Raw genomic sequence first — 24,587 nt, 5'->3', positions numbered from 1 at the left:
CTCGGCCTCTTTTGATATCTCGGTGAAAGATTTGGTATCCGAATCTCCCCTCATATCGCACATCTTTAACCAACTTCATATACACATCGCAATGCTAAAAATGGATTACCATCTTTTCACCATGTTAGGGGTAACAAAAGGATTCTTCATCATAGTGACAAATGACCCCACAGGACAGACTATTAATGCTTGATAGGCGAAAAATTCTTCTTCTTGAGATCCCGGGTGGTGACATACCGTCGAACACTCACCAACCTCCACAAACGTGCCCCCTGCCAATTGTCGACAGATATCACAACCGATCCGGGTGGAATCGACAAAGAAATTGGCCTCGACCTTTGCCTTTAATCGTTTGGAAAGTTTAGCCCTCATTCGTTCTCTTATTGTTTTAAAATACCCTCCAGAAAGATGCCCATGCCATTTTACATTACATAAGAATGATGTTGAATTTGAAATGAAAGTTAAAGGAGATGGACCCACATGGCCTGGAGACTGAGTTAAATTTGCGCCTTGAGCCTTGGGAGACAAAAAGCAGAAAAAATGTCTTCCGAAGTCAATTTCGCTCCAGGATTCAGATAGGTAGAATATTTCTATATTGATGGACGCGCTCACATACACATCCACACAATTTTTTTAAACAATCTTTTATAGGCTAGAGATCATACACTCTACACAACCTATTCCCATTTACCCTGGAGGGGCTTATGCAAAAGATTACCGCCATTTTCGCGATAGCAGCTCTGATAACCGGGCTGAGCGGATGTAGTTATGTTTTCTATCCGCGTGCGGATGAATTTGCCCAAAAAGCTAAAGGGACCACCAGTCTCGAAACCGTACTGAACCTGACCACTATGATGGAAGCCAGTGCGGAAGCCGCGAAAGGGGGAACAGGGTCCGATCAGCCATTGGACGACCTGCACAATCAATTTCATGCCTTCGACAATTCCTTGTGTTGTGTGGACGAGGCCAAACGGGAAACACCGGCCTACGCTCTCGCGGTGACCCATAATAAGGAATTGTGGGCTATCTTTAAACGGCTATGGAAGTTCAAGGATACGCAACCCCAACGGGATGAACACCTCGCCTTATTTAAGACGGAGGTCCAAGAACTCCGTGCAACCCTTGAAGCATTGAAATAATCGGAAGGCATGGATTGACCCGACAGGTCTGAATCGAGTCTGGGCGAGAGAGATGCCTAAGGGAGCACAGACTTTTGGGCATGGGTTTTTTATGATGTTCCTTACGAATAGCGGGAATAACTCGTCGTCTGTCTGGGCCGTGCTTTGAGAATGACTCCGATTAACAGGCCGATGAGGACCAGAGCGCCCCCATACAGTAGCCATTTAAGTTGTGAGTTTTCTTCGAGCTGCCTGGCTTTGGCGGATAGCTCTTCAACCTGGCCGGCTAAAAGTGTATTCTGCTGAACAAGTTCGATGTTACGGGCATGCTCGTTGATGGAATCGCCCGATATACGTTTCAGTTCCGCGAGTTCTTTCGAGAGGGATTGCACCTGCGAATTAAGTGTCCGGTTGTTGGCGTCGGTTTCTTTGTGCTCAACCTGGATAGTTGCACGCGCCTCGCGTTCTTTTTCGATTTCAGCTTTAAGACCTTGTAGGCGCTTTTCGGCTGCAGCCAGCTTGACCCGGGCAATGGGTTCTCCAATGAGGTACTGAGACGTAACCCAACCCTCCATCCCATCGGTGGTCCTGACCTGGGTAAAGCCCGCCTCCTCGTCTATCGCGAGAATGGTCAGTTGGGTCCCGCTTGGTAGGCCACGGTGTAGGATGCGATGGGCAGTAGTGGGCCCACTGCGTAGCGGCACCGTTACTACGTCCGAGATGTAATTCACGTCTCCGACCGCAGCCAAGGGCTGTGTGGTCAGCCCCAACCATGAGAAGGATAAAAAGACGAGATAGATTAAAAATTTCAAAGCGTTTAACCTCCTCATGGTGTTGCGCATTTCGAGAAAGGAGTTCTTTCGGCGAAAGGTAACGTGTCGTACTCACTGGGAATAGGAAATGTATAAGCCCTGGGGGACCAAGCCGATAAGTAGCAAAGGAGCCGTAATGTGTCAATGACATCAAAAAATCGGCTCATGAAAATAGAGGCTTAAAAAGGTTAAATCCTGTATTGACCCACTAGTTAATCCCCTTTTCTGTCCACGAATATAGAAGATCCGGAAATGATCACGCAAACGAGCCTAAAGAAGGTAGGTGAGCAAGGTAGGATGAAATGAAAACCATATCTACAGGCTTGATCTTCGACTCAGATGATCATATGACCACCACATATGAATGAGGTAACCGGGCTGACGTTCAAACCCAGAAAAAGACCTTAGTTGGGCCAGACGGGTATGGTCCCCTCCTCCACGGTAAAGTCAGAACGATTCCATGTGCAATCTTGGATGGAAATGGCTTTGCGTCCTTTGGCCCAATGAAACGAACCTGGCTTCCGAACCGGAACCCGGTTCATCCAATAGCCAAAGTCAAATAATAACCCTTGGCGAAAATGACAAATGTGAGGCGAGTGAAACTTTTTATGGAACAGTGCCGATGGATTGGATGTTTATATTAAGTTGCTCTGTCATTTCCTTTGAAGCACAGGGTAACCAAACGAGTAAATCCATTTATCCGCCTCAACCGCATTTTCCCGCGCCAGCTCTCTGGCCGGGGTGTGACACGGAAGACAATCTATCTTATAATCCTTAGACACCGTATGTTGAGGATCGTCCGAATTAAAGAAGGACCAACCCCAACCATCACCCCATAGGCTGGATTCTTTAAACCGCCCGTTCGTATCCCTGACCAACACAAACCAGCCTTTGATGGTGGTCGCGTGACCGACTGCCGGCCCGGTGGTCATCGCCATGGTGTCGGCGTTTAGGAGTTCTTTCACCAACACCGCTCCGTCGGGAAACCGGTTTTTCTCGTTGTAATACCTGATTGTGTCCGGCTGGGTATACACGACGTGGTATTCCTGCAAACCGGGCGCACCTTCAACCTTGGCGTGGGCCCAGGTCCCTAGCGTGGGCCATTCCCGGTAATTTTCAGGAACATTGATGGCCCCGGTTTTGTGGTGAACATTAGGGGCAAAGGATTTCTCTTCTTTCGTCATCGCCCATCCTGCCAAACTTCCCAATCCCAGAATGAGGATCGTTCCTATGGTGACAAACTGCTTCATAGAATTCTCCTTACAAAAATTAGTAACTAAAAAACGGCTGAGGCCCGCCCCAAAAACCGTGACGGACCTCGGCCTAGTTCCTTTATAAATCCGACGGCGCTTTATCTTTGATTTCTGGCCAATTGGCCTCCGATTTTTTGAGATAGCCCGGAATATCCTTGGCCCATTTGTTTTGGATATCCCGATCCAGATTCAAATACAGTTTGCCCTGAACGATCTTCCACGCTTCAGGATCGGACACGAATTTCTTCCCGACCGCCACACCATAGGCACAATATCCACCATAGGCTGGCACATACTTCCCGGGGTCGGCCTCGAACATTTCTTTATGCTCTTTGGAAGCAAAGGCATAGGTCACTCCCTTGTGCTCGACAACGTGGTAACCGGAGCCCCTCATCGGTTTGCCATCCGTAAAGTACGCTACCGGATCATAACCGCTGATTCCTGGAGTGCTATTGGTAACATCCCCCGCGAAAGCGGGTGTACCCGCGATAGCCACGAACATGACGAACAGGGAACTCAAGATTGTCTTCATCATTTTCATGATGGATCTCCTTTTTGAAGATAGAATGGTTAATAAATCCAAGTATACAGATCTGTATCCTTCATGGAGCCTAGTCAGCTGAGTTCTCCTTTCGTTACACTTCTTTTCCAATCGCGTTCACATTTCAGAAACCATTCATGTTATTGGAATACAAAAAGAAACCTGATACATCTCTTTCAGAAATATTTGTGTATCCACAAAAATTACAAAAATATTGGTAGACCAGAAGGTCTAGTTAAATGTCGCAAGAAAGCCCTCGACCCTCAAAGCGGGAGCAACTTATCCAGACAGCTGTAACCTTATTTGCGCAAAACGGGATTCACGCCACAGGGATTGATTCCATTGTTGAACATTCGGGGGTGACAAAAAAAACCTTGTATGCCCACTTCCGCTCAAAAGAGGAATTGGTCCTCGCGGCATTGCGACACTATGACGGACAGTTTAGAAATTCGTTCATGCGGCAAGTGGAGACGAAGGCGCGCACTCCCAAAACTCGCCTGCTGGCCATTTTCGATGTGGCCGAAACCTGGTTTTCGCAACAGAGTTTTTATGGATGTCTGTTCATCAATGCCGTTGGTGAGCATTCCACCCCCGACACTTCACTGCGTTACGTCTGCAGGGATTTCAAGCGGATGATGACGGAGTTTATTCTCAAGCTATGCATTCAGATGGGAGTGCGGAATCCTCAGCATTTAGCCGAAGAACTCTCCCTCTTATTGGAAGGCGCAATCGTGACAGCCCAAGTGTCGCAAAAACCTGATGCAGCCAAAATTGCCAAACGGGTAGCAGCAGCGCTGATCGAAAAACAGAGTCCACGTGAAACACCTCAAACATAAAATCATATTTCCAGGTGGATGATCAGATACTCCTAATTGTTATTGATGATCATCACTCGGCAAAGATGATTTCTGACATATTCGGCCCTTGGTCGTTGTGCTCCGCTACGCCGCACCATTTATCAGAAGCCATGAGCCTTAAAATCCGGGGAGGCCAACAGGAGAAGCTGAGATTTTTTCCTGCCCACTTGCATAATATTCAGTGGGCGGCTGAATGTGGCGAGAGGGTTTCAGGGGTAAGCCATCCTGGGACTAATGGCATTTCCGGATGTTCCCATACAATAGAAATACAGGAATGGACATCCTGTGTTCAGCGAAATCCCATACACGATGAGCGACCTATATTGATTGCATTTTGGCCTCATCACTCAGCCTCCAGGACCTTCTGGTATGGGAGAAGGTCAGGTTACACTCAAGCAGAGATAATAAATGAAAATTTCCATAGCTGCTCCATGTTTATGTCACGGAAAAAATTTGGTAAAATCTGGCCTGTTTTTGTTAGACTATGCCCATACATAGTACTCAGTAGGTGCTAATAACAGCGTGGGCATCTTTCGCGGGTTTGCCCTCCACCTTCCAAAATAATTATGTAGGCGTTTCTCGAATTGAATAGTCCTTCTCTAGCGTTCATTCCGCTGTTTCGAGGAACTTTACCAGGATCGAACCAATGCAACGGAGCGTTTGATCTATCAACCAAACCCAGGTTGCCTTCCCCATCCATAACAATATGCCAAGCCCCGAAACCGATTCCCTTCCACACCCAATCAGCAGAAAAATGACGGGATTTTAGTTTTGAAGAAAATTTTTGTATGGCATATGATCATTTCTCACATTCAATATCACCATGATGGACGCTCGAGTCGGCATTTTTTAACGGGTTCTATTAGATATCCAGCCTCCCATCGTATACCAAAAGCCATACTCCTAGTAAAATTGTATTTGCCAGAAGGTCTCCTTCTGGTTTACTTTGTAGAGTTTGTATATTCTCCCTTTATCTTAAGAAAGTTGAGGATCTCCGTTTTACAAAAAGGCCTTGATGAAGTTTTGTGAATCGTAAGCTATAGATATCTCGAAATTCCCTACACATGAGAGAGGAGCGTTAAGGATGCCAGAAATCCAGCGGATCATATTGGGCCCATGGAAACTGTTAAAGTCCCTGTTTGATACCCAAGAAGCGACAGCGCTGGCTTCCCATAAAAATGGTCGCGAGATAGACCTGGTTCGAACGATCCCGTTTTTGGCCCTACATGTTGCCGTCCTCGCAGTCTTTTGGGTGGGCTGGAGTCCTATCGCGGTCGGGGTTGCGGTATCCTTGTATATTGTACGAATGTTCGCCATTACCGGCTTTTATCACCGCTACTTCTCCCACCGAACCTTTCGCACCTCACGAGTGATGCAGTTCCTGTTTGCCTGCCTTGGGGCCAGCGCGGCCCAACGAGGTCCTTTATGGTGGGCCGCTAATCATCGCCACCATCATGCCTACTCCGACAAACCGGCAGATGTCCATTCTCCTGTTATCCGCGGGCTCTGGTGGAGCCATGTAGGTTGGTTTTTAACCCATGACCAACTCGCAACAAAGTTGAACCGCATCAAGGATTTTGCGCGATATCCGGAATTACGATTTCTGAATCGTTTCGACACCCTTGTGCCAATCGGGCTGGCAGTCCTCCTGTTTCTCTTGGGGAAATGGCTGGGCAGTGCCTATCCGGATTTGGGAACAAGTGGATGGCAAATGCTGGTGTGGGGCTTTGTGATATCGACCGTTGTCCTCTGGCACGGAACCTTCACCATCAACTCACTTTCCCATCTTTTCGGTAGCCGACGCTATCCAACATCGGACCATAGCCGGAACAACTTCCTTCTGGCCATCATTACCCTAGGTGAAGGATGGCACAATAATCATCATCAATATTGCAGTTCTGCCCGGCAAGGATTTCGATGGTGGGAAATCGATGTCACCTATTACCTGCTGGAAGGACTCCAACTTTTCGGGATCATTTGGGATATTCGACCAGTCCCCGCATGGGTACTCAATCACCCAAGTCTTGATCAGGTGGACGAGGATACTGATTCAGCCGAGAAGATGGCAATGTAGATACACCATTGATCCCGGGAATGAACACTTAAGGTGTCCGGCCATTCACTCAGGCCTTTTTTAAATTTACCCCTCCAGGGCTTCCCTTTCTCACTCTCCCACATTTCACAAGCCAAGAACTCGTCATTATCTTATCATGAGGGATGCACCCACTTGAAAGGGTGATGTATGATAAGACTAATGGCTGTTGACGCCCTGTGAGGTACGAACATGTTTCGCGCTCTGATGACGATAGTCTTCGTAACCGTTCTCACCCTTCTGCTTGGATATCAAACGTCCTGGCCCTTTTCCATACTTGAACCGAAAGAATCCACAGTTCACCAGTCAGGTGATCATATTTCGGTCGCCTTGGATTTAGAGGGTCTCCCCGGAGTCACCAAGGTGAACTACTACTGGTATGGTGAATTTGACGATATGCTGCGAGAATTTGTCGAAGAAAAATTAGCCCTTGTCGCCACGGCAAAAAATAATCCTCCCTTTGGCGGAAAGATCCTGATACCCAAAGAGATGATGGGCACCTATCGGCTTCTGGCTGTGGCTGAACAGGGTGGAAGACAATCCCAACATGAATCCTTAGCCATCTTCGATGAAATCCTAATTCAAATCGAGCCGGACGCTGAACTCCTGGAAATTGACTTTCAAACGGACAAGCCCATGAAATTGGGACGAGCCAGCGGAACTCGTGTATATGACCAAGTGGACTTTCTCGGAAAAACGTTTGAATTACCAGTGATTGGGCGATTCTCAGATGGAATCTCCCGTTCCCTTCGGGCACAAAGCACAGGAACCACCTATCAGTCTGCTAACGAAAAAATCATTTCGGTCAACCCAAATGGGGTGGTTCGGCTGGTGGGGAATGGAGAAACCGCGCTCACCGTAAAAAACCGCCATCAAGAGGCCACCCTCGGTATTCTGGTTGAGGTTAACGATGAACCGAACCAGCCACCGCTTTCGGATCCCGGCAAAACGCAAACGGTCCTTTCGGGAACACGAGTCACCTTGAATGGCTTACGGAGTTATGATCCAGACGGTGGCTCCCTCCAGTACCACTGGGAACAAGTACGAGGAAGTAAAGTCCCTCTGCTTGATCCGTATTCCGCACAAGCCAAATTTTTGGCCCCGTTTGTAGTCGAAGAACGCCTCTTCCGCTTCACGCTCAGAGTCACGGACATTCAAGGTGCCGACAGTCAACCTGCCTTTGTCGACGTCATCATTACGCCCTAGCGCGAGGCACCTCATGGAACGTGCAGCGCGAATCAGAAGCCAAACGTAATCACTCCTTTCCCTTATCACCCCTGAATCCATTCTCCTCAATAGTGGTAAGATCTTACCCAACTACCCAATTCCGCCAAAATCACCTTTTCTAGTCGTATTATTACAGGCGGACGGGGGTCGAGCCAGTGATGATTTTTTTTAAACTGCAGTACCAATTCCCCTTGGAACAGGTTCCCAGGTTCATCTAGCCTATTAGGACAACATAGGAATCATTAGGTTTTAGTTCCCAATTTTCAAAAAAAGCAGGAGTTCCGCTCAATGTCCGAGCAATAATCTCTTAAGTAATCGTTAAAAAATGCCCGTCGATGACAAAGCTCAAAAAAAAGAAATATACCTCCTAGTCGCCTTGGATCATCATCAAAGGAAACACAAAAATGGAAGCCGGCTAGAGGCCATTCGCCATAGGTTAAACATTTTTCCCTATAAACGATAAGGCGAACCGAACGTGAACATCAATCCTGGTTCCGCTATTATTTTATGGTTTCATCGCAGGAGCAAGGTGGTCGATTAAGCGAAGTAAGGAGTGCAGAAACCTTCTTCTCTATTGAGAGCCAAAAGTATGAGTCCTCGCACAAACCTCCACGAGAGCATATGGGATGCATAGCAAATACATTTATGTGGCGAGATTCGAATCCCAAAGGTAGGGGAACTGAAGACTGCCATTTGAATGAAGGGGAGGCTGCCGATGCCCGTATTCAAAGCAAGCTGGTTGGAGGGTGGTTTGGTTGTGTTGTCCCTAATGGCACTCACCATGGTGAGTGCGTGCCTAGGAAAGTTTGAAACGAAACCTACATTGACCGAACCGTGTCGCCTGAATTGGCAACAGCAAGCGGGCCTCTCCGAAGTCGATCTTCCTGATTCCACTGGGAGCCATGGTCTTCCGGTCTTGGTATTTAATATTCATGACCGCCTTCTTTCCGACTCATTCTTCTCGAGTGAGGCCCATACCGAAGAAGAGATCGCATGCATTGGGGATCTAGCCTCCAAGTTCGATCTTGTACTGTTTCAAGAAGCCTTTGTCCGGCCGGCACAACTCGCCCAATACACCAAACATTCCTGGTCAAATCACCCATTGTTCACCGAAGGCGGTGGTGGTGACTGGTGGCCTCTTCGAGCCATATGCCACATATGTTTGAGCCCCGGACTCCTGATGCTCGCTCGTGAACAACCTCAGTCTGTCCATTCAGAACCCTATGAGGCCTTTGCAGGTTGGAATACCGACCTGAATAAAGCCGATGATTTCTTTTCGAAGGGTTTTCAGCTTGTTCAATTCCCAACATTTTGGGTACTGAATAGTCATATGGACGCCGGTCGTGGAGAAGCCAGCATTAAGGCCAGAGCTCTACAGTTTAGACAGCTTTCTGCAGGCATTAGGCATTTCATTTCTCCTGATGCACCGTTGCTAGTCGGTATGGATGCGAATCTTCGACCAGACCAAGAGGAACGCGATGCAGAAATTTTGAAAGAATTTCTTAAGTCGAATGCGCTAACCCTTGTGCACCAAAGCGGGCCGGATTTGATTGCCGTCAGAGGGATCCGCACAGACCACTCACAATCCCTTCCATTCAAAGGCATCCTTAGCGATCACAACGCCCTGTCCGTCATTATGTACCCACCATCCAGATTAGAGTCACAAGACTAATCAGGCTCCTCGATCTACACATGAAGATGGGATGCAGAATTCCAAAAAATTAGCAGAAAAACTCGCTCTCTCATTGGAAGGACCAATGGTGGTTGTCCCATTTTCCGAAGATCCTGAAACGCCAACATTGCTAAACGAGCCGCAAAACCTCAACTGGTCAATTGGCAAAATTATATTTTTGTATTGATGTAGACTCTTACTCCAGGATCGAAATCCCTCCGGAGGGAATCGAACATGTTTCCATCCAGGCTGGTGAAACTCGTATCATTATGAAGATTTTCATCCGCCAAAGTCCCTCGGTCAACGATGATGATTTTGGCAAGGGACGATTCCACCTCTTCGACTGTTTGAGACCTTTTCGACCTACCATGCCAGGGCACTTGCATCAGGAAGGCGGTATAGGAATCAATATTTTCCAACTCGCTTGTCGAAGCAATTGGGCCACTGATATGAAGGGCGTTCAATTTTTCCTTCAGGATTTTCGCCGCCTGGTAACTGGGTCTCTCCGGGAAGAAGGGTTGGTTAGCGAGGAGAAAGAGAAAAGATAAGGAAACAAGGGACAATGCCATAATATGAAGAATTTTCTCCTGACAGGACCGACTCTTGGCCAGATACCCCACAAAGCCTAAACTCCCGCCAAGAAGAAACGGGTAGACAGAAAAATAATATCGCCTTTCTCCTCCATAACCCGGCAAATAGATCACCACAAGACACCCAATGAATATTGCTGCCCATCGCCAGCGATCAGACCGGATATTCTGTCTCCATGGGGCATGAAACAAGAATCCGAATATGACCGAGACCAGCCCGATACCAAGCCAGTCAAAGTCCTTCAGCAGACGTATAGTTTTTTTCACATTATTGTAAACAAGGCGCAATTGATGACGAAAATTTTCTGTACTTTCAAGCGGGGACCAGTGTGAGTACTTTTTCGAGATTGGATCCTCCCAGGACGAAAGTCGGCCCTGTTCCGGAATAAGAAAGTCAGAAAAAGTGGGATGTCCCCGCCCAACACCAGGCGGCCCCATGACGGCATGACTAATTCCTGCACTTGTCGAAAACGTTGGTCTTTCATATTTGAGGGACAGTACCAAAATCCAAGGCCCGGCAATAAGCATTAACCCGAGAAAGGTAATCGCGGCGCTACGTAGAGCACGTATCGGGCTGGTCTGCTGACAAACGGTCCATAACACCCCTGCCGCCACAATCAGAATAAATGCAAATGGCAACCCAGGCGCTTTCGCTAAATAGGCAGCTCCGAATAATAGCCCGGCAGAAAATTGGACGGAGGGCTTACCGCACCAATCAGGATGCAAAGTTCGGCTTATGGCTAGGCAAAGAATTCCACTCATCAAAAGGTCAGGAGTGATCCCTTGAACCGCCCAGTGGACACTAAAAAAGGCAACGATCCCGAGAGCCACAAGGGCCGCGGAGAACCCGATCCCCAAAATCCGGAAGATCGCCATACAGCCCACAAGGTACACAATCGCCGATAGTCCCATGGCCATCTGCGCCGCGGATAACGGTTCTTCCACAAAACCAAGCAACGGGACCATGATCCAACTCAACATGGGCCCCCAATAACCGGAAACCGCTAAATCGAGCTGCCCGGATGCATAATATTGGGCAATTCTGATATAGGAAATCCCATCGGTACTGATCCAATCCTGATTGACCCAGCCAGCCCAAATCAGCAACCCAATCTGAAGAATAAAGAAGCCGAAACTAGCCCTGGAGATGTCTTGCCGCCTCATCTCACCCATTAGACATAACCATTTCCAGTAAGGTTCCCTGGAAAACAAACGGCTCCTAAACGGGCCCTTCCTCCAATTTTTACTTCAAATAGGGTTCGTAATTTCGCATTTTGTAATCTCGTCATATTTATTTTCCTCTCACACTCATTCATAACCAGAAATCCGGCTGCTTCCCAACGCCGGAGATCCATCCCGAAAAGTCCTAATGTTCTAAGGTCCTAATTTCCTCATGCTTGAATCTCAACATTCCAAAACCCTTCACATTTTCGTCAGGTATTGGGGGCAGAGTCGTCCCAGCGGTCGGCAAGATTCCACATAGTGAAAATATCATCCCGTGCATGCCAGCATACTTTTCTCAGGGAGGCATTTCACGCTTTAACGACTTCAAGGTCCCCCAACGCAAGGCATGGTCACGCGGGTCACAAAATTTTGTTTATTTCTTCGGAAATCCTGCATAAGACTGAAGGAATGTTTGGTGGTTGCCTTGTCCAACGCCTAACGAGAATACACACACAAACCTAAGCTTCGGGTACCCTGGAATCATTTGGCTGGTCAGATGACGGCACTTACTTTTCACCAATAGTCCAAAGAGGTGGAATGATGGCCGGATTAACATTAAATAACTCATACAAAAACGGGATCTCAGAAAACATAAGCAGGAGAAAGAGCAAAGTGCTCAATCCAACATACAGAACGAACCCACCTTCCTTGTATAATTTTTCTGGATTTTGAACAGGGCTATCCTTCAGCATGCCAACCTTAAGATAATACGTCAAAAATCCTGCCCCAATAGGGACAAAAAGTATCAACTCCATATGATATCGGACAAGAAATATTCCAGATACAAAGGAACAAGCCATCGCATAAAAGAACATACTCAGCAATAGACGATTTTCGGTGTAATACCCGAACGACTTTCGATAGCCCCGTGCACGTATCGGATCATCAATACGCCGATACTCGGCAAATCGTTTGGTGGCCATGAAAAATGCGCCAACCATCCAGTATGCCAACACAAGCGAAAGGGGAGGGATGCTATGAGTTACAAGCGCAAACCAGCCGAGCAATAACCGAATCGGATTATTCAATGATTCAGTAAGCACATCTAAATAAGGTAGATCTTTGGTCCGCATCGGGGGAATATTGTAAATTAGGCCGCTCACCAAAAATAACAGGGCTGTAGTTCCAAAATACGCATTGAGGGAAAAAGCAAGAACGACCCCAGAAGCCCCCAATAAGAACCATTCCATCCAGGCCCAACTGGTTTTGACCTTCCCGGAAGGAACGGGCCGATCCTTTTTCACTGGATGGAGACGGTCATAAGGCGCATCGAGAACTTCGTTCACTACATAATTGCTTGAGGCAATCAAACAGGTAGCGGCGATAGCCAGGAGCAAAGGGAAAATACTTTTCCAGGCAAAGAGTTCCAGCTCATAAAACAGGGCCAGCACAATGCCCAGAATCATAAAGACATTTTTAAACCAATGGTCGATCCTGGCGATCTGGACATAAGGCCAGAGCACCCGAAAAAAGTTACATGGTTGAGCGGATAACATCGCAAAGACCTCTAAAATTAGTAATCGAACGATATTCTGTTTTTGCACTCGCGTCCAACTCGCGAGACGCTCTGCGGGAAAATATGACGTAAGGCATTCCTGCAGCTTTGGCACCATAGGCATCGACGTCATACCGATCACCGACATACAACACCTCCGGGGGATCAAGATTCCAGAGGTGACAGGCATAGAGAAACCCTTTGGGGTTAGGTTTAAACGCGTTAATTTCAGGATCCGTGGCGCATAGTTCCACCGTTAAAGGAGCATGAATCCCTAGCCTTTGCAATTTTTCTCTTACAGGGTAATCAGAAAAGACTCCCGTACGCAGGCCCCTATCAGCCGCTAATTGAAAAAATTCTTTCATGGCACGACGCCGACAAATCCTGAGATATTTCAAGGGGCGACGGAACATCCATTCCCTTACCACTATTTCCACCTCACTGGGGGTCAAACCGACTCGTTCGGCAACAAGGGAATATTGCAAATTCACCAAGGGGGTATTCGGATCTTCCAGGGTTCGTAACGCTTCACGTCCTTGCCGAAAACATTTCAAAATTCGCCAGACACGCAGAGCCTTACGAATAGAACCTAATGCAAACGGAACGGCAGATAACTCAAAGGCCATCAGACCCCGTAGAGACTGCTGGTGATAGAGGGTTCCGTCAATATCGAGCAAAACAGCACGAATCGGGTGAACCAGCTTCACGAAACAGTCTACTCCCCATAATCAGAAAAATGGTTATTGAAAAATTGACTCTCAAAAGCTCGTAAAAACGAAATATAGTGGGTAAATACTTATATCAATCAAGTTACGTGACGATTGTTAAAAAAAACTATTCTTGTGACATCAAGAATTCCCAGAGCCATAGGTGCAAGAAATGTTCCGTATGGAACATAATCGGAATCAAGAATTACTGTATGTAAAAAAACGAACCACTGGGGGGACCGTAACCCATACGATAGAGGCCGTTCAGATTACGCGTAGGTCACATTAAGCCAAGGTTGAGAACTTTAAGCGAGGCCTCATTTCCTCGGTTAACTCTTCCTGTGAAACACGCTGTTTTCTGGCGACGGTGGGGAAAACGGTGATGGTGATAGTTGGGACAATTTTGTCCTACAAAGCCATCGTCCACTATTAAAGGGAGACCGCTTTTGAGCAACTGCCGGTGGGGTAAGACGATTGATCTCTATTGGATCCCTATAGGGTTTTAGATGGTTGTCAGGGTTTTTGCCTTTTTTCTCTCCTCCTATAATGAAGCCGAAAGGCATATGAAAACTATAATCTTTTGCATTTTTTTTGGGGGGAATAACGAGGGCTAGTCGGATAATTTATAAATGATTCATCATAATCCATGCAGCAAGCGATCATTCTTAGAAAGAGGAAGCTAGGTTATGGTCCCTTACTCTAACGGGGCTGACTGAGCTACTCGATTAGGTGTCATTAAGCATGAATGTGTCAACGGGTCAATCATACATAGCAATGATGAATTTTCCAGAGTACAACTCAAAACCATTATTTTGAAGGAATGGGGAATTCGGAGATGTTCGTCTGGCTAAATATCATACATTAGCTCTATCCCCGCTATACTGACACTTGCTTCTGAAAAAAGGCAAATAACACTCCAAATACATGGCCGTCAACACCGTTAATATAATAATCTTGGGCAAGTGTTCATTGAAGATCCTCTTAGCATGGCCTAGATTTTTTGGCCACACGGGCAAACCAGGTTAACCGTACAGAGAATACTCGGGATTCAATTGGTCTATTGCGAGGGTCAATCGATAACACCATAGATTGATTTTACTGCTTCAAACCTGGCATCTTCAAAATTTGAAGGAAAGTAAAAGCGGCTAAATCCCACAAAGGTCATCTCCCAACAATCAATGATTTTTGAGGCGCCGAATTCCCTGGACATACTCTCCCCTGTTCTCTTTCGAGATAGTACCCACAGGTGCCAGGACCTCGGTTTCATCGATCTAATCTGCTCTGTCATAGGGAGCAAAACATGATTGCGGCCATCTCTTTGGAAGCCCCATCGCTGCCCCTCATCCAGCAGTTAATCGCTGACAACCGAATGCCGCATCTCGCGGCTCTTCAACGAGAAGGCGAGGTCGTCAGCCTCGAGACCCCATTTCTTGATGGAGCGGTGTATGCCACCCTCTATACTGGTCAGCATCTGTCGGAGCACGGAATTTACTCCTTGTTTACCTGGTCTGCTCCCGAGCAAAGGCTTCGACTGTCTCACGAACTCCTATCAGATGAGACTCTGTTCCGACGCCTGGACCGGGCAGGCAAACGAGTCCTTGCCATCGATCCACCCGAACATCCCATGCAAGATCTGGCCAACGGTATCGTGGTGAGTGGATGTCAGTTTCGTTCACGCGTCCACTTGGCTCAGTGGTCACGTCCACCGAGCTTGGGCAAGGAACTCTTAAAAAATCTTGGCAAGACTCCTAGAGGTGAGGAGACCTTTGGTCAACCATCGCAGCACCACCTCCTCCACCTGCGGAAAATTCTTCTTCAGGCGCCTAGCCGCCTAGCCAGCGGGGTTGAACGATTGATGGAAGAGAGGGCTCCCGATGTCCTCTGGTTGCACATGGCTGCGATCCACCTTGCGGGTCATCAGCTTTGGGATCCAGCGTCCGTCGACGTCATCGGGCAATCACCAACAGGAACCGCTCTGCTGGAGGGCTCCTTAATTGACGTATATCTGGCAGCCGACGCAGCACTCGGTCGAATAATAAAAATTCTGCCAGACAATGCAGATCTCCTCGTGTTCTGGGCTAAGGGAATGGGTCCGGAGACATGTCGGTCCGATCTTCTCCCCGAGATGTTGGAACGGATTCTGACCCCTCCCTCCCCGGTCCGCACGTCATCAGGAAATGACATTTTGACGAAGCTGCGTGCGATTGTACCCACCTCGTTTCGTTCTAAAGTCGCAGATGCATTACCGGATTCACTTTCGCTCCAACTCACAGCTCGACTGGGGACGATCGGGAAAGACTGGAAAGCGGTACGGGCCTTTTCGCTACCTTCAGACGGCCCTGGATTGGTTCGGCTCAACATCCGCGGGCGTGAGCGGAATGGGATTGTCACCGAATCCGAAGCAAAAGTGCTTTGCGATGAGATCGTCGAGGGCCTCCGAACCTTTAGCGACATCAACGGGAAAGAGTGCATCGCGGGCATTGAACGACCCGGAGACCATTTACCTTCCGGGCAGAAACTAGACAGGCTTCCCGACCTGGTTATCCGATGGACTAGTGAACAATCTACGAACCTGCGCGGCGTGGCCTCCCCAATATACGGCACAGTTTTGCGCGGAGGTGCGGGGTCAGGACGGTCGGGAAATCACATACCAGGCGCCGGCGCGATCATCGTCCCAAGATCGGGAACGTATCACGCGATCAATGGCCGAAATCCACATCTGGTTGATCTGAGTGCGACGGTCTGTGCAGCAGCGGGCGTGCCCCACAAGGACCTTCCCGGCCAGTCACTTCTCGCATACCGATGAAAACACGTAGTGATGGAAATCCAACCGAATCAACCAGCTCAACCCAAAGTAAAAACAGTTTCCTAGAGTGAATCTCCACCCAGTAAGCTAGTGGGCATCTTTCATTTGTATTATCCCCTCACATTTCCGCATTCCTTTCCTCAGGAAGCTGAGAGGTATCCTGTCCTGTTTTTATGAAAAAAATAAAAATATTGTTTGTCTATCTTGGATTTTACCGGGATGCCGGAGCGGAACATACTCCTCTGGGCCTTGCTGAGGGCCTTGATCGGAAGCGCTTCAGTTTCGAGATGGTGACCCTGATGCCGACCACCTCCACAATCGGCGCTGCGGTGCAGGCCACCGGTTGCACCATCCACGAGCTCGGGCTGGGGATTCCTCGCCTCACAGAACCGGTCGGCATCATCAAGGTTATCAAAGCCCTTTATCAGACCTTTCGCCGAATCAGACCCGACATTGTTCAGACACAATCAGGGTTTTGCAACGTGTGGGCCCGTTTGGCGGCCAAATTGGCGCATGTTCCCGTCATCATCGCGACTTTGAATTTTGGTGGGGAGCCAAAACCACGATGGTTTCTTCGGCCGGTTATGCGGGCCATGCATCACTGGTTGTCGAGGAGCACCACCGCCTACGTCTGTGTCGCTGAGCATTTGGTGAAGGAACAGTTACAGCCCTACGAATGGGATCGTGCTGAAGTCATTGATGGCTTTTTCGACCTGCATCGTTTTCTTGCGGGCCGCACCGATTTGCCGGAAATCCGGGCGCTAACCGATCCCGCGCATCCAGTTCTCGGCATTGTCGCAAGGCTCGAATACGATAAGGGGCATAGGGTGGCGATCACGGCCATGCGGAAAATCGTCGATGCGATACCCGGCGCTCAACTCAAGATCATCGGTGTGGGCAGCTTGGAACAAGAACTCAGGGATCAAGTTGTGGCACTGCGGCTCTCGGAACACGTCGAGTTTACCGGTCACCAGACTCAGATTTGTGAGATCATGTCCACTTTGGACCTGTTATTGATCCCTTCATACAACGAAGCATTCGGTAAAGTGGTGTTAGAGTCGATTGCCGCCGGGGTACCGTTATTGGGGAGCCGCAGCGGGGCATTCCCCCGAATTCTTGACAACGGGAAATACGGTGAGTTGGTGACCCCCGCCGATCCTGACGCATTATCAGAAGCGGCCCTCAAGATTATCGCTAACCCGGCCCCAGCATTGGGTAGGTTGAAGGAAGCTCGAGCGACTGTGCTCAAGCGATTTACCAAAGAGGAAAGCGCCAGGCGCTACGCTCGGCTGTATCTGCGTTTAGCTGAAAATTTTGAGGGGAAAATTAAAGAAAACTCTAGTAATTATTCATTTTCTGGCTAAAGTGTTAGGCCATTTTTACCTACCAAGGGAAATGATGGCACCTGTCACCATTTTCTGCAGTAATCCATTATCCAGATACAAGGCATTGGACGTGCTGGCCTCTTGCCTTTTCAAGTCAGTTATTCGAAGAGTTATTTAGCGGGGCACACGGACCTGAGTGGGATGGAGAACTACTGGAATCAGACCAACCAGGGTTTCACGAAAGTTCTATGTTTACGTATGTCATCTCTATTGCTGGGGGAAAGAGAGTAATGGACGAGACCCGCAACTCAGCCCTGGGCGTAAAGAGGCTCATGCCGGAGGTGCACAACACACTCCTCAGGGAGGAAGGTCTGGGAAATGCTTATGGAACGAGATCGACCCCAATCCTGGTTTCTTTTGAAGAGTTCTTTTAAAAATATGGAGCATGAGTTGATTTCTAAATGATCACGCTACCTTTTGATACAGATCCATACTCATAGGTGATTCTGATCTATCGGCTCAGAGATTAGTCCCTCCCACTTCCCTCATTGATCTTCCTTTCCCTTTTTCGATAAAAAACTATATCTTATTTATTCACCTGGATTTTTACCCTTATGATGCTCTTATATTTTAGGAATTGAGACCAAAACATCCCGGTAGTTTCGGCTTGAATGAAAAAAATTAAAGTATTATATGCCTATCTTGGTTTTTACCGCGATGCCGGTGGGGAACACTCTCCGTTGGGCCTTGCCGAGGAACTTGATCCCGAACGCTTCAGTTTCGAGATGGTGACTTTGATGCCTACCACCTCCACAATCGGCGTTGCGGTACAAGCAACCGGTTGCACCATCCATGAGCTCGGACTTGGCATTCCCCGCCTCACGGAACCAATCGGCATTCTCAAGGTTATCAAAGCTTTCTATCAGACCTTCCGCAGAATTCAACCGGACGTTATTCAAACACAATCAGGTTTTTGCAACGTCTGGGCTCGCATGGCAGCCAAATTGGCGGGCGTGCCCGTCATTATCATGACGGTTAATTTTGATGAACCAAAACCCCGATGGTTTCTGCGGCCGCTTATGGGTGCTGTGCACTACTGGTTGGCAACGAGCACCAAAGCCTACGTCTGTATTGCTGAACATTTGATGAAGGAGCAGCTGCGGCCCTACGAATGGGGTCGTGCCGAAATCATTGACCAATTTTTCGATCTAAACCGCTTCCTGGCGGGCCGCACCAGTTTGCCGGAAATCCGAGCCCTAACCGATCCCGCCCATCCATTACTAGGCATTGTCGGACGGCTCGAATACGAAAAAGGGCATAAGGTGGCAATCGCTGCCATGCGGAGTATCGTCGATGTGATACCCGGCGCTCGCCTTCAGATCGTCGGTGCCGGCAGCTTGGAAAAGGAAATCAGAAATCAAGTCGTGGCACTGGGGCTCTCCGACCACGTCGAATTCTCTGGTCACCAGACTCAGATTTGCGAGATCATGTCCCATATGGACCTGTTGGTGATCCCTTCTTACAATGAGGCGTTTGGTTTAGTGGTGTTAGAGTCGATTGCGGCCGGGGTACCCTTATTGGGAAGTCGCAGCGGTGCACTCCCAAAAATTCTCGACAACGGAAAATACGGTACATTGGTCGACCCATCCGATCCTGACGCCTTGGCAGAAGCTGCCATCGATATGATCGGTAATCCGGCCCCAACATTGGTCAAGGTGAAGGAGGCTAGAGCTACAGTGCTCAAGCGATATACCCAAGAGGAAAGCGCCCGCCGACACGCTCGTCTTTATATGCGTTTAACCGAAACTCTTAGGTAAAATTGCGAAAAAAATTCCATTAAGTAATAATTGTCTGGTCGTGGGGTAGGATTTAGGGAGGTAAAGCATTCAAATCGATCTTATGTATAACAAAGCAACTGGAGGTATACCCATGCTTGATAATGAACGCTCTGGAACTGGCCACAATTCCGAGCCTGTGGTGAGTGTGCTGATTGTGGCCGACCATGATACAGATCGACATGCAGAACTTGCGGATCTCCGCAGTTGTCTTCAAGCACTCGCCGCACAGGAAGTGGACGAACCCGTCGAGTTTCTCCTCGTCGAAACGGAAGAGCGTGCACGAAAGCTTCCAGCCGACTTGCTGGCCGAGTTACCTGGCTTAAAGGTGATCGGAGTGCCCAAAGATGCTACCTACGAGCAGAAGAACGCTGGCGCTCATGCTGCTCAGGGTAAAATTATCGCTCTCTTGGATGCAGACTGCATTCCGGTTCCTGGCTGGCTCAAGTCACTGATCACCACATTTCGGTCCCACCCTCAATATGTTGCAGTGAGCGGACGCACCATGTATGAAGGCAAAACCGCCACCGAACGATGCCTCTCTGTCCTATCCCGCGGCTTTCTCGACCCGGGAAAAGAAGGCCCAACCCGGTTCATTTCCAATAACAACTCCGGTTTTCTCAGAAAGGTTTACGAACGGTTCCCGCTCCCGGAAAATGAAGGCCCTTATGCAGCGCAACTACAATCTGCTGCCATCATGCGGGACGGAGGCCGTTTTCTCTTTCAGCCAGCTATGACTGTGATACACGACTTCGAGGGCTGGTCCATGGAACGCGATATTCGGTGCCATATCGGCTGGGCCACTATCCGAATCCGTCAGCTTGATCCTGGATTACGATTCAGCTGGCTCCTACGGCTCGGACAGGCTTCCATTCCTTTATTTTACATAGGTAGAGTTCTTGAGAGCTTGGGGACGTGTTTTCGAGTCGGCCAACAATATGGTCTGCGGCTGACCGACTATCCAGTCGCAGTGGCACTCACGCTTTGGATACATTTCCTCGAAATCAATGGCATGCTGTTAGCATTCAGGCACCAGCGAGTAGACAAAACGAAATATCGCTGACCATTATGGCCAAGCTTTTCATTGCCTCGCTGGTTGATCCGGCTTCGCACCCGGGTGGTGCAGGAACCTACACTCGCGGACTCCTTGCCGCCCTGGGGAGTAGCCACGTGGTCAATTTGGCAGCTCCTCTTCACCCGCCCCCAGGCCCATGGTATCGGTCCCGCCAAATAATGTCGTTGGCCCGGTCCTACATTTCTGAGCTTCCAGCATTGACATTATTTACACGTCAACCCGAGTTTAAGCTGAGAATTCGCAAAATCGCGCGATCCCAGCATTTCGATGCGGCATTGATCAACGGCGGTGACATGTTATGGGCCGTCAAGGAATTACCGCCGGAAATCCCCACAGTGCTCATCGCGCATAATCTCGAGCACCAGGTGCTGACTCAAAAACTGGCCAACTACCCATTCCTTTCACATGTCCTCAAACGAGAAATTATCAAGCAACGTCGTTATGAGATCGAGGGGTTTCGTCGCTCCCGAGGGGTTATATTTCTTTCGGCAGCTGAAATGGCTTGGGGTTGTAACCAGGTCCCAGGACTGCGCGCTCTTCATGTTCCGCCGATGTTTACCGATCCTCCTATAGTCCGCCAGCCGAAGCCCAACGGCCATCTACGGCTTGGATTTCTTGCCGATTTCGCATGGTGGCCCAATCGCCAAAGTTGGAAGTGGCTCATGGATAAGATACTTCCCAAGGTGTGCCGCCCAATCACGGTTCACGTTTTTGGGCGACAGAGTGACCAGATACCCACTCATGGCAGAATTATTTCCCATGGCTTTGTCCAAAATTTAAGGGAGGTATGGGAACAGGTTGATATCATGATTTGTCCCATTCACGAAGGTGCCGGTGTGAACATCAAACTTGCGGAGAGTCTGTACAATCGAATGCCAGTTCTCGCGACCACCCTGGCGGTACGCGGCCTCGAATGCCCATCCGGACCTGGCCTGACGATCATGGATAGTGCTGATGAATGGGTTGCCTTCTTAAGTTCGTCCCAGGCTGATCTGCTCGCCGCCGAAGTCCCATCTGAGGAATTAAGCCGACAATTTTCTCCCGACCGCCATAGGGAAAAGCTGGAAAATTTCCTCACGGAGGTAATCCGAGGCAACCCGAGGTGAAGAACCTTTAAAATTGGAACCTTTTCGAAGGTACCCGCACACACAGGGGAGAACCTCAAAGCAACCAAGACACCCTGACCGATCTTTTCACTTAAGATTACAATCAAACCCTTGTAAGATTATTGCAGACCTCCTTCCCCTGCTTAGCCCATGCAGCTGGAACCAACAAGACAGCTAAAAGCTTGAAGAGCAGAAAAGTGGCATCCTCTGCCACTGAACCCATTTAATGTTTCCCTAGAAGAGACGTGATTCACCCTACCTCGATTACCCTTTGAACTGAACTCACGTTTCCTTCTGTTGTTCGATAGGTACGGTTCTTCGTCTTAAAAATGAACGGGTGAGTGCAATTTCGTCGTAACTGAATTCCCGCAAGATCAGATAAGCCAGAATAATCACCACTCCGATTACCCCAATCTTTATCACGAGCAAAAGTCCCGCGGTTGGCCACATCACTGCCAGGGTATAGGCTAGTACGCTGATGACGGCGCTACGCCACAACGTACCAATTGGCGGGAAAATTGCCCAAAGCCGGTAGATCGCAAACACGGAAGCCAAGGCACCAATTCCCTGACACAGTGCTGTCACCATGGCAGCGCCCAGGGCATCGAATCTTGGGATCATCACCAAGTTCCCGATCACCACCAGCAGGACCAGCGGGATACTTAAATACAAGGTGAATAGTGGAGCACCTGAAGCCGTCGCAATGACCACGGCTACTGAGACCATCACAAATGCGATGGCTCCCATAATCAACACCCCCAGTATTGGACCAGCAAGCTCGAAAGACTGGCCAAATACTAATGTAACAATCTCAGGAGCAGCGCCCGCAACGAGAGCTCCAAACGGGAATAACCCCACAACCATTCTCATTGCACCAAATCCCATGCTTTTTGCCTGATCAGTTTTTCCCTCAAAAAGTAGACGGCTCACCGTCGAGAGCAACAGCGGGGAAAAAGATGCCCCAAACAGACCGGGAATGATCGACAAATTCTGGGCCGCACCATAGACTCCTGCCTGCTCCAGGGTTCCGCCAAGGATTTTCAGCATAACCAAGCCCATGCTGGAAAAAATAAGGAACAATATGGATGAGACACACAGGAGGATACCGAAGTCATAAAATGGGCGTATGGGAATGACAATTTTGCCAAAGAAGGGAGGCCTGACATATCGACGGGTGATAGCGAGTTCGACCAGGGCTGCCCCAAGACTTCCCAGTATAGCGCCAGAAACAGACAGGCCCATTTCAACCAGGAACAGAATCAACAGCAGCCTGGCAATCCAACGGTAGGCATTAGTCACGGCTTTCTGCCGGAAACTACCAATTCCCACGAGGATGCTCTGGTGGGCTTGAGTCAGGCTACTGATTGGGATGTGGAGGGAATAAAGGGCGAGATAGGGCGCAAGCAACGGTTCGTCGAGGAGCCAGGCAAGAGGAAATGAGAGCAGTCCTAGTAACACCCCTCCACCAACCCCTGCTACAAATTGTAACCGTATGAGGGTGCTACCAACTGGCAGCCAGTTTTTCGCTTCCCCAATAAACTTAATCGCCGGACGAGCAAAAAATGAGTTGATCCCGAGCTCCACCCATCCAAACAACGTTGCAGAGAGGACCAATAAGCCATAGCCATCCGTTCCAAGGCGTCGAGTAAGAAACCCTGCGGTAATGAGGCCCGTAATGGGAAACAGGAGCCCGGCGAGAAAGACTCGGACGGTCCCATCAACAAGATGACGGCCAGGTTGGGACGACAAGGGACTCACTGGGGAAACTCTGGTTGATGTTCCACATATAGGGCTAATTCTTCCCCGATTCGACGATGAACCGCAGGGGAGGGATGCCGGTCAAACCGACTTGCCATATACTCTTCCGTAGTAAATTCTTTACCCAGGTACGACAAATCAAGATGCCTGATACCGTCTTGTCTCAGTCTGTCAGGAAGAAGACCCCAGGCATTTTCCTCCATTCGTGGAAGGAGCGCAATCAAAGGGGAAAATCCATATTGATTTGCTGTCTCATTGAATTGTTGAATGTAACGGTAGGAATCGGGAATCTCGCCGCGTGAAAGCAGTGGGTGAGGGTATTGAGGTGGAGAAACCCACCGTGACCCTACATCCCGGAGCACATACAGAAGGCGGATGCCTCTTAAAGCCTCTCCAACCGGAGAATCAAGAAGACTGGCAATTTTTTGACCAACCAGATAACCAGTTGAGTCAATGGTGGGGGTCCGGTCGAGATTCAGATCAGGCGGAATAATAGCCATCACAACCAGATCCGGCCGAATATCTACCATACGATGTTGTAGCATGGCGGCCATCTCTTTGACGCTATACGCCGATACACCAAAATTAAACACCTTCACGGTCAAGAGATCCTGGTGTTGATTCAGCGCATGTTCCAGAACTTCGGTGAACGTTTCCTCAGTGGGAACACCCTCCCCAAACGTGACGGAATCACCCACGATTGCAATACGATATTCCTGTGGTTGCTTGGTAGCATAGATCATTCCGGATACTTTCGAACGTAATCCCAGGCTATCCGTGTTAATGAAAACAAGACCCCGGGCTCTGGCCTGCATAAGGTTAGGTTTATGTATATAGGGAATGTCTTGGCTCGGTTCAAATGAGATATAGATCGGATCATGAATATGATGCTCCGAATAACCCCAGACCCTGACCCCGATTTCCAGGAGGGATACGGTCACAATGAGCAGGTAACCAGCGTACAACAGAGCCCTTTTCAATCCTTTTCGCATCGATGCTTCCTTCTTAACCTGTTCAACGGGTGCGGATTTTTGCCTGGCTCGATCATGTAGCCTATGAATTCCCCGCAATGCATAGTTGGCCAATAGGGTAGC

The 24,587-nt window shown here is 48.8% G+C and carries 19 protein-coding genes; 10 read left to right on the top strand and 9 right to left on the bottom strand.

Translation table 11 applies throughout. The features are described from left to right. Nucleotides 1–105 precede the first annotated feature (105 nt). Nucleotides 106–612, bottom strand: coding sequence for a ferredoxin (locus ACTRXD_RS09680; RefSeq protein WP_442431605.1), 507 nt, complete (start codon nt 610–612; stop codon nt 106–108). 92 nt (nt 613–704) lie between these two features. Here ACTRXD_RS09680 and ACTRXD_RS09675 point away from each other — a divergent pair, with 92 nt between their 5' ends. Continuing rightward, nucleotides 705–1,139, top strand: a complete 435-nt coding sequence (locus ACTRXD_RS09675; protein ID WP_442431604.1) for a hypothetical protein — start codon at nt 705–707, stop codon at nt 1,137–1,139. A 101-nt stretch (nt 1,140–1,240) separates the two neighbouring features. On the opposite strand, the gene ACTRXD_RS09670 is transcribed toward ACTRXD_RS09675, so the two are convergent. The 3 genes from ACTRXD_RS09670 to ACTRXD_RS09660 all read right to left on the bottom strand — a co-directional run bounded on the left by ACTRXD_RS09670 (nt 1,241) and on the right by ACTRXD_RS09660 (nt 3,724). Then, nucleotides 1,241–1,930 (bottom strand): TIGR04211 family SH3 domain-containing protein, encoded by a 690-nt coding sequence (locus tag ACTRXD_RS09670; RefSeq protein WP_442431603.1) that lies wholly within the window; start codon nt 1,928–1,930, stop codon nt 1,241–1,243. A gap of 653 nt (nt 1,931–2,583) precedes the next feature. Continuing rightward, nucleotides 2,584–3,180, bottom strand: coding sequence for a cytochrome P460 family protein (locus tag ACTRXD_RS09665; RefSeq protein ID WP_442431602.1), 597 nt, complete (start codon nt 3,178–3,180; stop codon nt 2,584–2,586). Nucleotides 3,181–3,262: 82 nt separating this feature from the next. Beyond that, nucleotides 3,263–3,724 carry a YHS domain-containing (seleno)protein gene (locus tag ACTRXD_RS09660; RefSeq protein WP_442431601.1) on the bottom strand — a complete coding sequence of 154 codons (462 nt, stop codon included), beginning with the start codon at nt 3,722–3,724 and terminating at the stop codon, nt 3,263–3,265. A gap of 239 nt (nt 3,725–3,963) precedes the next feature. Between ACTRXD_RS09660 and ACTRXD_RS09655 the strand changes: the two genes are divergently transcribed. The 4 genes from ACTRXD_RS09655 to ACTRXD_RS09640 all read left to right on the top strand — a co-directional run bounded on the left by ACTRXD_RS09655 (nt 3,964) and on the right by ACTRXD_RS09640 (nt 9,572). Further along, nucleotides 3,964–4,560 carry a TetR/AcrR family transcriptional regulator gene (locus ACTRXD_RS09655; protein ID WP_442431600.1) on the top strand — a complete coding sequence of 199 codons (597 nt, stop codon included), beginning with the start codon at nt 3,964–3,966 and terminating at the stop codon, nt 4,558–4,560. A 1,105-nt stretch (nt 4,561–5,665) separates the two neighbouring features. Continuing rightward, nucleotides 5,666–6,655, top strand: coding sequence for an acyl-CoA desaturase (locus ACTRXD_RS09650; protein WP_442431599.1), 990 nt, complete (start codon nt 5,666–5,668; stop codon nt 6,653–6,655). A gap of 210 nt (nt 6,656–6,865) precedes the next feature. Beyond that, complete coding sequence (locus ACTRXD_RS09645; protein WP_442431598.1) at nt 6,866–7,879, top strand: PKD domain-containing protein; 1,014 nt, start codon at nt 6,866–6,868, stop codon at nt 7,877–7,879. Between the two features lie 736 nt (nt 7,880–8,615). Continuing rightward, on the top strand, nt 8,616–9,572 hold the full coding sequence (locus tag ACTRXD_RS09640) for a hypothetical protein (protein ID WP_442431597.1): 957 nt from the start codon (nt 8,616–8,618) through the stop codon (nt 9,570–9,572). Between the two features lie 170 nt (nt 9,573–9,742). Here the strand turns inward: ACTRXD_RS09640 and ACTRXD_RS09635 are convergent, their stop codons facing one another. The 3 genes from ACTRXD_RS09635 to ACTRXD_RS09625 all read right to left on the bottom strand — a co-directional run bounded on the left by ACTRXD_RS09635 (nt 9,743) and on the right by ACTRXD_RS09625 (nt 13,588). After that, on the bottom strand, nt 9,743–11,335 hold the full coding sequence (locus tag ACTRXD_RS09635; protein ID WP_442431596.1) for a hypothetical protein: 1,593 nt from the start codon (nt 11,333–11,335) through the stop codon (nt 9,743–9,745). 557 nt (nt 11,336–11,892) lie between these two features. After that, on the bottom strand, nt 11,893–12,882 hold the full coding sequence (locus tag ACTRXD_RS09630) for a UbiA prenyltransferase family protein (protein ID WP_442431595.1): 990 nt from the start codon (nt 12,880–12,882) through the stop codon (nt 11,893–11,895). Continuing rightward, the gene (locus ACTRXD_RS09625; protein WP_442431594.1) at nt 12,860–13,588 is read right to left on the bottom strand and encodes an HAD family hydrolase; all 729 of its coding nucleotides are present in this window, start codon (nt 13,586–13,588) and stop codon (nt 12,860–12,862) included. Before ACTRXD_RS09625 ends, ACTRXD_RS09630 begins: the two co-directional genes overlap by 23 nt. Nucleotides 13,589–14,888: 1,300 nt before the next feature. On the opposite strand from ACTRXD_RS09625, the gene ACTRXD_RS09620 reads away from it, so the two are divergent. The 5 genes from ACTRXD_RS09620 (at nt 14,889) to ACTRXD_RS09600 (ending at nt 21,735) form a co-directional block, all read left to right on the top strand. Continuing rightward, the gene (locus ACTRXD_RS09620; protein WP_442431593.1) at nt 14,889–16,394 is read left to right on the top strand and encodes an alkaline phosphatase family protein; all 1,506 of its coding nucleotides are present in this window, start codon (nt 14,889–14,891) and stop codon (nt 16,392–16,394) included. 173 nt (nt 16,395–16,567) lie between these two features. Then, nucleotides 16,568–17,758, top strand: a complete 1,191-nt coding sequence (locus ACTRXD_RS09615) for a glycosyltransferase (protein WP_442431592.1) — start codon at nt 16,568–16,570, stop codon at nt 17,756–17,758. A gap of 632 nt (nt 17,759–18,390) precedes the next feature. Then, on the top strand, nt 18,391–19,536 hold the full coding sequence (locus tag ACTRXD_RS09610; RefSeq protein ID WP_442431591.1) for a glycosyltransferase family 4 protein: 1,146 nt from the start codon (nt 18,391–18,393) through the stop codon (nt 19,534–19,536). Nucleotides 19,537–19,648: 112 nt separating this feature from the next. Continuing rightward, nucleotides 19,649–20,617, top strand: a complete 969-nt coding sequence (locus ACTRXD_RS09605; protein WP_442431590.1) for a glycosyltransferase — start codon at nt 19,649–19,651, stop codon at nt 20,615–20,617. Nucleotides 20,618–20,622: 5 nt separating this feature from the next. Continuing rightward, the gene (locus ACTRXD_RS09600; RefSeq protein WP_442431589.1) at nt 20,623–21,735 is read left to right on the top strand and encodes a glycosyltransferase; all 1,113 of its coding nucleotides are present in this window, start codon (nt 20,623–20,625) and stop codon (nt 21,733–21,735) included. 282 nt (nt 21,736–22,017) lie between these two features. Here ACTRXD_RS09600 and ACTRXD_RS09595 read toward each other — a convergent pair whose 3' ends face one another. Both ACTRXD_RS09595 and ACTRXD_RS09590 read right to left on the bottom strand, forming a co-directional pair. Further along, nucleotides 22,018–23,484, bottom strand: a complete 1,467-nt coding sequence (locus tag ACTRXD_RS09595; RefSeq protein ID WP_442431588.1) for a lipopolysaccharide biosynthesis protein — start codon at nt 23,482–23,484, stop codon at nt 22,018–22,020. Between the two features lie 5 nt (nt 23,485–23,489). Beyond that, the gene (locus tag ACTRXD_RS09590; RefSeq protein ID WP_442431587.1) at nt 23,490–24,485 is read right to left on the bottom strand and encodes an SGNH/GDSL hydrolase family protein; all 996 of its coding nucleotides are present in this window, start codon (nt 24,483–24,485) and stop codon (nt 23,490–23,492) included. Between the last annotated feature and the right edge of the window lie 102 nt (nt 24,486–24,587).

Origin of the sequence: Nitrospira sp. T9, assembly GCF_052156535.1 — a bacterium.
Lineage (GTDB): Bacteria > Nitrospirota > Nitrospiria > Nitrospirales > UBA8639 > Nitrospira_E.
This window is presented reverse-complemented; position numbering and strand designations above follow the sequence as displayed.